The sequence below is a fragment of the Dactylosporangium sp. NPDC051541 genome, assembly GCF_044454505.1.
Classification (GTDB): domain Bacteria; phylum Actinomycetota; class Actinomycetes; order Mycobacteriales; family Micromonosporaceae; genus Dactylosporangium.
In genome coordinates this window covers 826,031-839,076 of record NZ_JBITDU010000001.1, presented here as the reverse complement: position 1 = coordinate 839,076, position 13,046 = coordinate 826,031, and the positions used below count along the sequence as shown (strand labels likewise).

Below are 13,046 nucleotides of genomic sequence, written 5' to 3'. Positions count from 1 at the left end.
AAGATGGTCACGTGGCGAGTACCACCGAACAACCCAAGGCTCCGAAGGCGCGCCGGCCCCGTGACATGGCGCTGTCCATGCTGGTCCTGATCATCCCGGTGTTCCTGATCGTGGCGTTCTACCGGTACCTCGGCCATGAAACGCCGCCGACCGTCGACACCACCGAGGTCTACGGCTCGGTGCAGCGCGCGGGCCAGTTTCAGCCGTTGAAGCCCGAGGGCCTGCCCGACGGCTGGCGGATCGCCTCCGCCACGTTCACCGACGGCATCCTGCGCATCGGCGTCACCGCACCGGACGACGGCGCGTTGCAACTGGTCGAAAGCGCGAATCCGGCATCGGTACTCGTACCCGCCATCGTCGGCAAGACGCCCCACGACGACGGGGAGACGACCATCGCCGGGACGACCTGGCACCGCTACTCCCAGGGCCGCCCGGGTGAGCGCGCGATCGTGCAGACCACCGGCAACCGCACGGTCATCATCGTGGGCCAGGCCAAGGAAGCCCAGTTGGGCGAGCTGGCCGCCAGCCTCACAGCGTAGGCAGCGGCAGCCCGAAGCCGACCGTCGTCCCGGAGCCCTCCGTCGACTCCAGGGCGATCCAGCCGCCGTGCGCCTCCACGATGGCCTTGGCGATGGCCAGCCCCAGCCCGCTGCCCTTGATGGCGCGTTTCTGGGCGTCGGCGGTACGGAAGAAGCGCTGGAAGATCATTCCTTGCTCGGCGTCGGGAATGCCGTTGCCGGTGTCGCGGACCCACAGGACGACCTCGCCGTCGCGTTCGCGGCCGGTGACGGTCACCGCGCCGGCCGGGTCCGAGAATTTCACGGCGTTGTCGAGCAGGTTGAGCACCACCCGCTCCAGCTGCTCGGCGTCGCCCTGGACGGTGGGGATGTGGTCGTCGACGTCGATGGTCAGGCGCAGCCCGGCGGTCTCCATCGCGGGCCGGATCGCCTCGCAGGCGGCGTCGATCAGCCGGCGCAGGCGGACCGGGCCCAGGTCCAGGGTCAGGGTGCCGGACTCGATGCGGGAGAACGTGAGCAGGTCCTCGATCAGGTCGAGCAGGCGGCGGCCGTTGCGGTCGATGATCCCGACGATCTTGCGTTCGGTCGGGCCGAGGGCGGTGGCGTCGCTGTCGGCCAGGATCTCCGTGTAGCCGCGGATCGAGGTCAGCGGCGTGCGCAGCTCGTGCGAGACGGTCGCCACGAACTCGCTCTTGAGCCGGTCGAGCTCCTGCAGGTCGCTGTTGCTGCGGGCGAGCTTCTCGGCCTGGCGCTGCAGCGCCTCCTCGGCCCGGCGCCGGTCGCTGACGTCGGCGAACTGGTGGACCACGCCGGGTGCGTCGCCGCCGACGAGCGAGGCCGAGTACTGCCCCCACAGCACCGTCCCGTCGGTCCGGCACAGCCGCAGCTCCGTGGTCACCTTGTCGGCCTCGCCGGCGACCAGGCGTTTGAGCCGCTCCTCGACCAGCGGCCGGTCGTCGTCGCAGATCACGTCGGGCAGGAATCCGGCCGGCTCCAGCCCGGTCATCCGGGCCAGCTCCTGGTTGACCTGCACGACCCGGCCGGTGAGGTCGGTGACGGCCATGCCGACCGGGGCGTGGTCGAACGCGGCCCGGAACGTGAGCTCGGCCCGGTGCCGGTCGGCCAGCAGGCGCCGCTGCGACAGCGCGTGCCCGACCGCCGAGGCCAGCCGGCTCAGCCGGTCCTTGAGCAGGTAGTCGACGGCCCCGTGGCGCAGCGCCTCGACGCACGCCTCCTCGCTCAGCGCGCCGCTGACGACGATGACGGGGATGTCGAGGCCGGCCGCGGCCATCAGCTCGAGCGCCTCCAGCGCGTTGCACTGCGGCAGCGAGTAGTCGGCCAGGATGACGTCGGGCGGGTCGGCGCACAGGGCGGCCCGGAAGCCGTCGCGGGTGTCCACCCGGCTCCACTGCGGCGTGAAGCCGGCCCGGCGTAGCTCCAGGACGAGCAGTTCGGCGTCGGCCGCGCTGTCCTCGAGCAGGAGCAGCTTCATGAGGGCGTCTCGGTCACGTTGAGGCCGAGCCAGTACACCCCGATGTTGTTGATCGCGGTCATGAACTGCTCCATGTCGACTGGTTTGACGATGTAGCTGTTGACGCCGAGCTCGTAGCAGGCCCGCAGGTCGCGGTCCTGAGCGGACGAGGTGAGCATGACGACCGGGATGTGCCGGGTCCGTGGGTCGGCCTTGACCTGCCGCAGCACGTCGATGCCGTCGACGCGGGGCAGTTTGATGTCGAGCAGCACCACCCGCGGCGGGTCGGGCCGGGCGGTGAACAGGTACTCGAGGGCCTCGGCGCCGTCGCGGGCCACGTCGACCGCGGCCGCGCACTCGCCGCGTTCGAAGGCCAGCCGGGCCAGCTCCAGGTCGTCGGGGTTGTCCTCGACGAGCAGCACGCGGTTCATCGCACCGCCTCCAGCTCGCGCACGAAGACGGGCAGCGTGAAGAGGAACGTCGCGCCCTCGCCCGGTGCCGCCTCGGCCCAGATCTGCCCGCCGTGGCGGTGCACGATCCGGTGGGTGAGGGCCAGGCCGATGCCCGTGCCCTCGTACTCCTCGGCCCGGTGCAGCCGCTGAAAAACCTTGAAGAGCTTCCCGGCGTACCGCATGTCGAACCCGGCACCGTTGTCGCGCACGAAGTAGGTGGCCTCCCCCGCGACGGTGACGTTGTGCCCCACCTCGATGCGGGCCGAGGTTTGTTCCCGGGTGTACTTCACCGCGTTGCCGAGCAGATTCGCGATCACGTGCCGGACCAGCCGCGGGTCACCGACGGCGTCCGGCAGCTCCCCGACGACCAGCTCGATCGGCCGGTCGCCGCGCTCGACGGCGAGCTCGTCCCAGACCTCGGCCACCAGTTCGGCCAGGCCGACCCGGCCACTGGCCAGCTCCTGGCGCTGCAGGCGGGAGAAGGCCAGCAGCCCGTCGATGAGCTCACCCATCTGCTGCGCCCCGGCCCGGATCCGCTCGACGTAGCGCCGGCCCGGCTCGTCCAGCGCCGCGTCGTAGTCGAGCGCGAGCATCTTCGCGAACCCGTCGACGGCCCGCAGCGGCGCCCGCAGGTCGTGCGACACGCTGTAGGAGAACGACTCCAGCTCGGCGTTGGCCTCGCGCAGGTCGGCCGTGCGCTCGTCGATGCGCTGCTCCAGGTCGGCGTTGAGCCGCTCGATGACCTGCTCGGCCTGCTTGCGCTCGGTCACGTCCTGGCTGACGGTGACGAACCCGCGCACCGAGCCGTCCGGGTGACGCACCGCGGAGACGAGCCCGTGCGCCCAGAACCGGGTGCCGTCCTTGCGCACCTGCGGCCCGTCGAGCTCGGCCCGGCCCCGCTCGGCGGCCCGCTCGAGGACCCGCTCGGGCCGCCCGCCGGCCTGGTCGTCGGCGGTGAACAGGCAGGCATAGCTGGTGCCGATCGTCTCTTCGCTGGGGTACCCGTTCAGCCGCTCGGCATTGACCGACCAGCTGACGATCGTCCCCGCCGGGTCGAGCATGTAGATCGCGTAGTCCCGGGCCCCGTCCAGCAGCACCTGCAGCAGCTCCTCGGACCCGCGCAGCTGCTCCTCGGCGGCGTGCCGGTCGGTGATGTCGCGCATGACCGCCACGAATCCCGGCTGCTCCCGCTCGTGGAGCAGCGTGCGCAGGCGGATCTCGATCCGGCGCCCGGCCATCACGCACTCGACGAGCGACTCCGTCCCGGCCGGCCAGCCGCCGTGGGTCCGGTACGGCGTGACCCCGTCGGCCGCCCGCATGTCCAGCAGCTCCGCCCACTGCGACGCCGGCCGCTGCGACGCCTCCGGCCCGAGGATGGCCCGGGCCGTCGGATTCAGCCAGGCCGCGTTGCCGTCCCCGTCGATGACCGCCACGCCGTCGGCGATCGTGTCCATGACCGCGCTGAGCAGCGTCGCCTGCGAGCGGGCGGTGACACCGGCGACCCGCAGCTCGGCGGTGGCCTCCTCGACGCGCTCCTCGGCCCGGCGGCGGGAGGTCGCCAGGGTGTACACCAGCAGCCCCGTCACCAGGGTGAGCGCCGCGCCACCGAAGAACATGCCGTCGTCGAGGTGCCCGTCCGCGCCGACCAGCACCCCACTGCCCGTCGCCACCCGCAGCTGCCACTGCTTGTCCGCGACCTGCACGTCGGCGGTCCGGCGCAGGTCCGACCCGCGGGGCGCCCGGCGGGCGAGGGCGGCGATGGTCCGCAGCTCCGTGCCCGCGTAGGCGGCCAGGGTCACGTCCGGCAGCTCGCGCGCCGGCTGCAGCATCGTGTCGCCGAAGAAGTCCTGCACGCGGACGGTCAGCTGGAGGTACCCCCGCAAAGCTCCGGTCTTGTGCTCCACCACCCGCTGCACAAGCGCGACGGTCTGCGGCTGGGGCGAGGCGGAGCTGGCCGCGTCCCGCAGCGCGACGTAGGGCTCCGAGGCCGCCGGCAGCCCGCTCCGCTCGGCCCGCGCGACCGCGTCGGCCGCCTGCGGGATGCCCGCCAGGTCCCGCCCGGCCCGGTCCCCGCCCGGCTGCCGCACGTCGAGCGACCGCACCAGCATCGCGAAGTAGTGCTCGGTCGCCCCCGGCGTCGGGGCGAGGGTCAGGTCGGCCACCCCGCGGCCCCGCCAGGCGGCCTGCGCGACGGCGACGTCGGCGTCCGGCACCGGCACCACGTAGTCGACGCCGGTGACCCCGGCCAGCCACAGCTGCCCGAGCGGCTGCGTGGCGGTGGTGAAGGCGTCGGCGTCCAGCGCGGGCAGCGCCTCGAGCCCGCCGGCGGCAAGCTGGAGGGCATCGACGTACCGCTGCGTCCCGGCCGCCACCGCGTCCTGCGCCGCCGCCGTGCGCCGATCCAGCGCCTGATCGGCCCGGTCCCGCTCGACCCGGTGCATGAGCAGCCCCGCACCGCCGGACACCAGCAGGCCGAGGAGCACCACGCCGATGACCTGCAGACGGACGCCCACCACACCTTGTCCCATCGGCGGCGCGCATCGGTGGTTGAGGGAGTGGCCGCACGATATGTCGGGCGCTACGCGTCGTGGCTCGCACGATATGTCGGGCGCTGCGCGCCACGCTCCGCTCGACATATCGGATTTATCGCCTGACGCGGGATAAGTCCGTTACATGACAGTAGAAGGAGCTTACCGGGCGATTGCCGCATGTTCGGGGAGGCGCTGCGGCGGGTCAACCGTCACAGCGCATCGCCGCGTGTTCGGGGAAGCGCTGCGGCGGGTCCTCGAGTTCGTGCAGACCCTCCGCGAGCTCGGCCTCGACCTGGCCACCATCCGCGAGGTCCTGGACCGCGGGGCATCGCTGCGCGAGGTGGCCGCCGCCCATGCCGAGGCCGCCGCGGGCGATCGCCGAATGTCCGCGGAGAGGTCGCGGGGGTCAGCCGTTGCGGGCGATTGCCGAATGTTCGCGGGAACGCTGCGGAGGTCGAGCCGTTGCGGGCGATTGCCGAGCGTCCGGAGAGGCGCCGCGGCGGGTCAGCCGTTGTCGGACGAGTGGCCCGGGAACAGGTGCGCGGCCGGGTCGATGATGACGGCGGCGTTGTTGACGGCGGTCGCGGCCTCGCCGAAGCCGACCGCGATCAGCCGGACCTTCCCGCTGTATTCGCTGATGTCCCCGGCCGCGAACACCCGCGGCCGGTTCGTCGCTGTCGTGCTGTCGACGCGGATGTGCCGCTTGTCGAGCTCCAGCCCCCAGTCCGCGAGCGGGCCGAGATCGGCCGTGAACCCGAGCGCGGCGACCACCGTGTCGGCCGGGACCGTGCGCACGGTACCGCCGCGCGGCGCGACGTCGACGCCGCTGACCCGGCCGTCGCCGTGCAGCTTGGTGACCTCGGCGTTGACGATGATGTCGACGGGGAGCGCCTGGACCCGGGCCACGGTCGAGGCGTGCGCCCGGAACTTGTCGCGCCGGTGGATCAGGGTCACGGAGCGGGCGATCGGCTGCAGGGCGAGGGCCCAGTCGAAGGCCGAGTCGCCGCCGCCCACGATGACGACGTCGTGGCCGGCGAGGTCGGCGAGGTGCGGCACGAAGAAGACGAGACCCTCGCCGGTGAAGCTCTCCGCGGCCGGCAGCGGGCGGGCGGTGAAACTGCCGAGGCCGCCCGTGATCAGGACCGCCCCGCAGTGCAGGGTCCGCCCGTCGGAGAGGGTGAGGACCGGGCGCTCATCGTGATAGGACAAGCCCTCAGCGCGTACCCCCAAAAGGTATTCGGGGTTGAACTGCGCCGCCTGCTCGACCAGGTTGGCCACCAGGTCACGCCCGCGGATGCCCGGAAAGCCGGCCACGTCGAAGATCATCTTCTCCGGGTACATCGCGGTGACCTGCCCACCGGGCTCGGGCAGCGCGTCGATGACCGCGGTCGACAACCCGCGGAACCCCGCATAGTAGGCGGCGAAGAGCCCGGCCGGACCCGCGCCGACGATGGCGAGGTCGACTTCTTTCCGCATGGGCCAGACGCTACGACAGCTCCGGTCCGAGGGATAGGGGCTCGTCCGGCGCGACCGCGCGCGGACGGCGGCGGCGGAAGATGACCGCCGCGACCAGACCGGCCAGGAACCCGCACAGGTGGCCCTGCCACGACACGTCGGGGTCGCCGGGCAGCACGCCGAAGAGCTGCCAGCCGTAGAGCAGGCCGACCAGAAGACCGACACCGATGTACCACAGGCGCCGTCCCACCACCCCACGCATCAGGATGACGCCGAGGTATCCGAAGATGACGCCGCTCGCGCCGACCACGATCGTGTTGCCGTCGCCGAGGAACCAGACGCCGACCCCGGCGACGATCGCGATGAAGGCGGTCGTGAACCAGAACCGGGCGCCGCCGTCGGCGAGCACGAACGTGCCCAGCAGGATCAGCGGCACGCTGTTGGCCAGCACGTGGTCGAAGCTCGCGTGCAGGAACGGGGCGAAGACGATGCCGTCCAGCCCGTCGATGTGGTGCGGCCGGATCCCGCCCGCCTGGTCGAGGCGGTTGCCGCTGAGCCGGTCCAGCAGCTCGATGAGGAACAACACCGGCACGATCGCGCACATCGCCACGAAAGCCCGCCCGATGGACGCGTAGAACGCCTCGGTGCCGAACCGCGTCGGGTCGGCCTGCCGGTCGCCGTCGAATGCCACGCCCAAAGTGGTAACAGAGACACGCCACCCCCGCCACACGAGAATTTCGCGGCGGGGGTGGCGTATTTATCAGGCTCAGTAGGAGTGGTGGCTCTGCCAGTAGCTCCAGGCGCCACACGGGTTCTTGTACTTGCCCTTGATGTAGCCGAGGCCCCAGCGGATCTGCGTCTCGGGGTTGGTCTTCCAGTCGGCTCCGGCCGAGGCCATCTTGCTGCCGGGGAGCGCCTGCGGGATGCCGTAGGCCCCACTCGGGTTGGCGGCCTTGGGGTTCCAGCCGCTCTCCTTGTCCCACAGGTTCGCCAGGCACGGCATCTGGTCGAGGCCGAAGCCCATGCCGATGAGGACGGCGCAGCCGGTCTTCTTGTTGCCCGAGTAGACGTCGCACGAGGCCGGCACCGGGTACTTCGGCGGCGAGTTGGAGGGCGGCGTGGCCGATGGCGAGCGGGTCTTGCTGCGGCTCGCCTCCTCTTCCGCCTTCTTGCGGGCCTCGTCGTCGGCGGCCTTGGCCTGCGCGGAGGCCTCCTCGGCGGCGGCCTGGGCCTTGGCCAGGGCGTCGGCCTCGGCCAGGCTGTTCGGCGAGCGCGAGACGGTCGGCGTCGCGGAGGACGACGAGACGGGGAACGCGGCGGCGTCGGCGGCCTTGACCGTGTCGGGCGACGGTGAGTCGTCCTGGCTCTGCAGGGCGGCGATCGCGAGCCCGCCGACGAGACCCGCGAGGATCACGAGGGCGAAGACGGCTCGGATGGTGCCGACCCGGTGCCACAGGCGGATCACAGGGTCATCCATTCGTCGGGGACAGGGTGCGGTGCCCGTCTCCCACGCTGTGGCGGGAGGCGGGCCCGGGCGGGGGTTACCCACCGTCCGGGCCCTTACGCACCGTGAGCGCCTGATGCCCACTTGCGTGGCGTCACGCGCTCGGAACCCACCATCGCCTAGTCCGTTCGCAGGTGAGAACCCGAACGCCACCACTTGTGACCTTAATCACGCGGCAATTCGGACTGTTACCCTCAAGTCCGGCCCCTGACGGCCGATGATCACCGCTCGAACGGCAGGTCTTCCAGCAGATCGGTGACCATTTCGGCGATCGGAGAACGCTCCGAACGGGTGAGGGTCACGTGGGCGAAGAGGGGATGGCCCTTCAGTGCCTCGATGACGGCGGCGATACCGTCGTGGCGGCCCACCCGCAGGTTGTCACGCTGCGCGACGTCATGGGTGAGCACCACCCGCGAGTTGCTGCCGATGCGGGACAGGACGGTCAGCAGAACCCCCCGTTCGAGGGACTGCGCCTCATCCACGATCACGAAGGCGTCGTGCAGGCTGCGGCCGCGGATGTGGGTCAGCGGAAGCACCTCGAGCATGCCCCGGGCCGCGACCTCCTCCATCACGTTGTCGTGCACCAGCGAGCCCAGCGTGTCGAAGACCGCCTGCGCCCACGGCGACATCTTCTCCGACTCGCTGCCGGGCAGATAGCCGAGCTCCTGCCCGCCGACCGCGTACAGCGGCCGGAAGACGATGACCTTCTTGTGCTTGCGCCGCTCCATGACCGCGTCGAGCCCCGCGCACAGCGCCAGCGCCGACTTGCCCGTGCCGGCCCGCCCGCCCAGCGAGATGATCCCGACCGAGTCGTCCATCAGCAGGTCCAGCGCCACCCGCTGCTCCGCCGAACGGCCCCGCAGCCCGAACGCCTCCCGATCCCCGCGCACCAGCCGCACCGACTTGTCGGTGCCGACCCGGCCCAGCGCCGACCCGTTCTGCGACGTGAGCACCAGCCCGGTGTGCACCGGCAGATCCCCGGCCCCGTCGAGGTCGACGGCCTCCCCGGCGTACAGCTGCTTGACCTCCGCCTCCGAGATCCCCAGCTCGACCATGCCGGTCCAGGTGTGATCCGCGGCCGGCCCGGGCTGATACTCGTCCGCGGCCAGACCCACCGCGGCCGCCTTGACCCGCAGCGGCATGTCCTTCGTGACCAGCAGGACGTCCCGGCCCTCCGCCTGCAACGCGAGCGCGACCGCCAGAATCCGCGCGTCGTCGGTGTCGGCCCGGAACCCGGCCGGCAGCACCTGCTGGTTGGCGTGGTTGAGCTCGACCCGCAGCGTGCCACCGGCGTCGGTCAGCGGGATCGGCTCGTCCAGCCGCCCGTGCTTGGCCCGCAGATCGTCCAGGAAGCGCAGCGAACGCCGCGCGAAGTAACCCAGCTCGGGATGGTGCCGCTTGCCCTCCAACTCGGAGATGACGACCAGCGGCAGGACCACGTCATGCTCGCCGAACCGGAGAAACGCGCCCGGATCGGAGATCAGCACGGACGTGTCCAGCACGAAGGTGCGCCGGGCGGGGAGCGGACTCTCCTCGGCCTTCTTCCGGGTGCGCCGGACGGCCTTGACGGGCTGGGCCACCTCTTGCGACGGCGCCTGACTCGACGCTGCTGGCGCCGGCTCCGCGGAGGTGGAAGAGGAGGCTGAGGGACTACGGCGAACGGCCACGTTATCTCCGGGGGCGGGCACCTCGCCGCCCGCACTCGCGTCCTCCGACGCCCGCACGGGGTCGGGTGCTTGGCCCCGTGGCTTCACATGCGTTCGCTCGGTCCGGGCCTCGGATGCCGGGGAAAACCCCCGCCACAGCAATGACGCTAACGGGTGCCAGCAAAATCCACTAGATCGAAGCGGTGATTCCCGGCCGAAGACACCCGAACACACGACAAACAGGAGGTCAACTCGCCCTTCCGGCCCCCGCGTGGCCACCTTTTTGGGAGCCGCTCAGCGCCTGTGCGGTCCGCGCGGACCGCACGTCGACGGGTGGCGGCGCGCAGCGATCGGCCGCAGCGGGATGATGGCCGCACGAAACGACAAATCGGGCGCGATGTGTCGAGATCTGTCGGATTTGTCGCTCAGGGCACTCCGCACGGCCCGCAGCCGGCGGCGGAGATCAGGAGGGGTGGTAGGTGGAGACTTGTCTCCCCTTCGCGCTTCTAGGAAATTCAGCCTCCCCTTCGCGCTTTTCGGAATTGCAGATCAGGTCCCGTAGCGGCGTTGGCGGTTGGCGTAGGAGCGTAGGGCGCGCAGGAAGTCGGTGCGGCGGAAGCTGGGCCAGTGGACGTCGCAGAAGTAGAACTCCGAGTGGGCGCTCTGCCACAGCAGGAAGCCCGACAGCCGCTGCTCCCCCGACGTGCGGATGACCAGGTCAGGGTCGGGCAGGCCGCGCGTGTAGAGGTGGTCGGAGATGTGGTCGACGTCCAGGATCTCGGCCAGTTCCTCGATCGTGGTGCCGGCCTTGGCGTGCTCGTGCAGCAGCGAGCGCACGGCGTCGGCGATTTCGCGGCGGCCGCCGTAGCCGACGGCCAGGGAGACCTGGGCGCCGCCGCTGCGGTCGATGGTCTTCTCCTGGGCCGCCTTGAGGGCCTGGGCGGAGTTGCTGGGCAGCAGGTCGAGCGCGCCCACGATGCGAAGTTGCCAGGGGTTGCGTTCGTCGGCCAGGTCGGCGGCCAGGCTCTCGATGATCTGCAGGAGCGGGTCGAGCTCCTGGGCCGGGCGGGAGAGGTTGTCGGTGGACAGCAGCCACAGGGTGACGTGCTTCACCCCGGCGCCGTCGCACCAGCGCAGGAGCTCCTTGATCCGCTCGGCGCCGACCCGGTGGCCGTCGTTGGGATCGACGTATCCCATCTCGCGCGCCCAGCGGCGGTTGCCGTCGACGATGACCCCGACGTGGTGCGGCTTTGGCTTGCCGAGCATCCGGCGGGCGAGACGCTTCTCGTACAGCGAATAAACGACGTCACGCAGACCCACGGCAGCAAAGGCTAGCGCCCCGAGCCGCGAAGCAACACCGTCAGCCAGCCACCGGACAGTACCGGTTCAGTAAACAAGCAAGCGGCCGGTCGACTGACAGACCGGCCGCTCACCAGGGATTATGCGACGCCGAGGCGGGCTCGCAAGGTGTCCAGCTCGGCCCAGAGAACTCCCGGCAACTTCTCGCCGAACTGTTCGAACCAGGCCTGGATCTGTGGCAGTTCCGCGCGCCACTCCTCCGGGTCGACGCGCAGGGCGGCGGCCAGGTCGTCGGCGGTCAGGTCCAGGCCGGCGACGTCGAGGGCGCCGGGGGCGGGCACGGAGCCGATCGGGGTGTCCACCGCGGCGGTGGTGCCCTCGATGCGCTCGACGACCCACTTGAGGACCCGCGAGTTCTCGCCGAACCCGGGCCACAGGAAGCGGCCGTCATCCCCGCGGCGGAACCAGTTCACGTAGAAGATCCGGGGCAGCTTGGACACGTCGGCCTTCTTGCCCATGTCGATCCAGTGCGCGAAGTAGTCCCCGGCGTGGTACCCGATGAAGGGCAGCATCGCCATGGGGTCGCGGCGCACCACGCCGACCTTGCCCACCGCCGCGGCCGTGGTCTCGCTGGACAGCGTGGCCCCGAGGTAGACGCCGTGCGCCCAGTCGCGCGCCTCGGTGACCAGCGGCACCGTCGTCTTGCGGCGGCCGCCGAAGAGGATGGCGTCGATCGGCACCCCGCGCGGGTCGTCGTATTCGGGCGCCAGGATGGGGCACTGGCTGATAGGAGTACAAAATCGGGAATTGGGGTGTGAGGAGAGCTCGTCGGACTCCGGGGTCCAGTCCCGGCCGCGCCAGTCGGTCAGGTGCGCGGGCGGCTCACCCATGCCCTCCCACCAGATGTCGCCGTCGTCGGTGAGCGCCACGTTGGTGAAGACCGAGTTGCCGCGGGCCAGGGTGCGCATCGCGTTCGGGTTGGTCTTCCAGTCGGTGCCGGGGGCGACGCCGAACAGGCCGAACTCCGGGTTGACGGCGTAGAGGCGGCCGTCCTCGCCGAAGCGCATCCAGGCGATGTCGTCGCCGAGCGTCTCGACCTTCCAGCCCGGGATCGTGGGCTCCAGCATCGCCAGGTTGGTCTTGCCGCACGCGCTCGGGAACGCCGCGGCGACGTACTTGACCACACCTTCCGGGCTGGTCAGCTTCAGGATCAGCATGTGCTCGGCGAGCCAGCCCTCGTCCCGGCCGATGACGCTGGCGATGCGCAGCGAATAGCATTTTTTGCCCAGGAGCGAGTTTCCGCCGTACCCCGAGCCGTAGCTCCAGATCTCACGAGTCTCCGGGAAGTGCGAGATGTACTTCGTCTCACTGCACGGCCAGGCTGTGTCCTGAGCCGTGGCCCCAGGCTCGCCATCCAGTGGCGCCCCGACGGAGTGCAGACAGGGCACGTACGGTGCGTCGGCGCCCATCTTCTCCAGCACCGCCGTGCCCATCCGGGTCATGATCCGCATCGACGCGACGACGTACGGCGAGTCGGTCAGCTCGACCCCGAACATCGGCTCGTCGGCGGTGAGCGGACCCATGCAGAACGGGATGACGTACATCGTCCGCCCCCGCATGCACCCGTCGTACAGGTCCGTCATGCGCCGTTTCATCTCCTCCGGCGCCATCCAGTTGTTCGTCGGCCCGGCGTCGGCCTCGTCGGCCGAGCAGATGAAGGTGCGCTCCTCGACCCGGGCCACATCCGACGGGTCGGTGCGGGCCCAGAAGGAGTTCGGGCGGGCGGTCAGGCGGACCAGCGCCCCGCTCTCGACCAGTTCGTCGGTCATGGCCCGCCACTCCCGCTCGGAGCCGTCACACCAGACCACGCGCTCCGGTCGGGTGAGCTCGGCGACCTCGCGGACCCAGGCGAGCAGCCGGGTGTGCGCGGTCGGCGCCTGATCAAGGCCCTGAACGGTGACGGGGGCAACCATGAACACTCCTTTTGGTCGGCATTTCAGGCGACACATGCCTTGTCGGTCGAGACGTAATCGGCCGGCGGCGGCTTCGACCGCGACGCGCGATGGTGCGAGCGCGTCGTGCATTTCAGCGGGGGTTTCACTCAGCCTAGGCCCGTCCGCGAAGGCCAGCAGCGTGAGACCTTGTGAAAACCTGCACAAGAACGGGAGAC

General features: G+C 70.8%; 10 protein-coding genes. 1 reads left to right on the top strand and 9 read right to left on the bottom strand.

All coding sequences use genetic code 11. The features are described from left to right. Positions 1 to 11: 11 nt before the first annotated feature. Positions 12 to 539, top strand: coding sequence for a DUF4245 domain-containing protein (locus tag ACIA8L_RS03900; protein WP_395900106.1), 528 nt, complete (start codon positions 12 to 14; stop codon positions 537 to 539). Here the strand turns inward: ACIA8L_RS03900 and ACIA8L_RS03895 are convergent. From ACIA8L_RS03895 to ACIA8L_RS03855, 9 genes are all read right to left on the bottom strand, one after another. Further along, a complete protein-coding gene (locus ACIA8L_RS03895) occupies positions 529 to 2,010 on the bottom strand; it encodes an ATP-binding protein (RefSeq protein WP_395900104.1) in 1,482 nt (493 codons plus the stop codon). The genes ACIA8L_RS03900 and ACIA8L_RS03895 overlap by 11 nt on opposite strands. Next, entirely contained in the window at positions 2,007 to 2,420 is a 414-nt protein-coding gene (locus tag ACIA8L_RS03890) for a response regulator (RefSeq protein ID WP_395900102.1), read from the bottom strand. Before ACIA8L_RS03890 ends, ACIA8L_RS03895 begins: the two co-directional genes overlap by 4 nt. Further along, positions 2,417 to 4,954 carry a PAS domain S-box protein gene (locus tag ACIA8L_RS03885; protein ID WP_395900100.1) on the bottom strand — a complete coding sequence of 846 codons (2,538 nt, stop codon included), beginning with the start codon at positions 4,952 to 4,954 and terminating at the stop codon, positions 2,417 to 2,419. The genes ACIA8L_RS03890 and ACIA8L_RS03885 overlap by 4 nt, the downstream gene beginning before the upstream one ends. A gap of 522 nt (positions 4,955 to 5,476) precedes the next feature. Next, positions 5,477 to 6,448: an NAD(P)/FAD-dependent oxidoreductase gene (locus ACIA8L_RS03880; protein WP_395900098.1), complete on the bottom strand. Its 972-nt coding sequence runs from the start codon at positions 6,446 to 6,448 to the stop codon at positions 5,477 to 5,479. Between the two features lie 10 nt (positions 6,449 to 6,458). After that, positions 6,459 to 7,118, bottom strand: a complete 660-nt coding sequence (locus ACIA8L_RS03875; RefSeq protein WP_395900096.1) for a rhomboid family intramembrane serine protease — start codon at positions 7,116 to 7,118, stop codon at positions 6,459 to 6,461. A gap of 75 nt (positions 7,119 to 7,193) precedes the next feature. Further along, entirely contained in the window at positions 7,194 to 7,904 is a 711-nt protein-coding gene (locus ACIA8L_RS03870; protein WP_395900095.1) for a transglycosylase SLT domain-containing protein, read from the bottom strand. Between the two features lie 248 nt (positions 7,905 to 8,152). Continuing rightward, the gene (locus ACIA8L_RS03865) at positions 8,153 to 9,511 is read right to left on the bottom strand and encodes a PhoH family protein (protein ID WP_395900093.1); all 1,359 of its coding nucleotides are present in this window, start codon (positions 9,509 to 9,511) and stop codon (positions 8,153 to 8,155) included. A 615-nt stretch (positions 9,512 to 10,126) separates the two neighbouring features. Next, the gene (locus tag ACIA8L_RS03860) at positions 10,127 to 10,897 is read right to left on the bottom strand and encodes an isoprenyl transferase (protein ID WP_395900091.1); all 771 of its coding nucleotides are present in this window, start codon (positions 10,895 to 10,897) and stop codon (positions 10,127 to 10,129) included. Between the two features lie 119 nt (positions 10,898 to 11,016). Next, on the bottom strand, positions 11,017 to 12,849 hold the full coding sequence (locus tag ACIA8L_RS03855) for a phosphoenolpyruvate carboxykinase (GTP) (protein WP_395900089.1): 1,833 nt from the start codon (positions 12,847 to 12,849) through the stop codon (positions 11,017 to 11,019). Positions 12,850 to 13,046 lie beyond the last annotated feature (197 nt).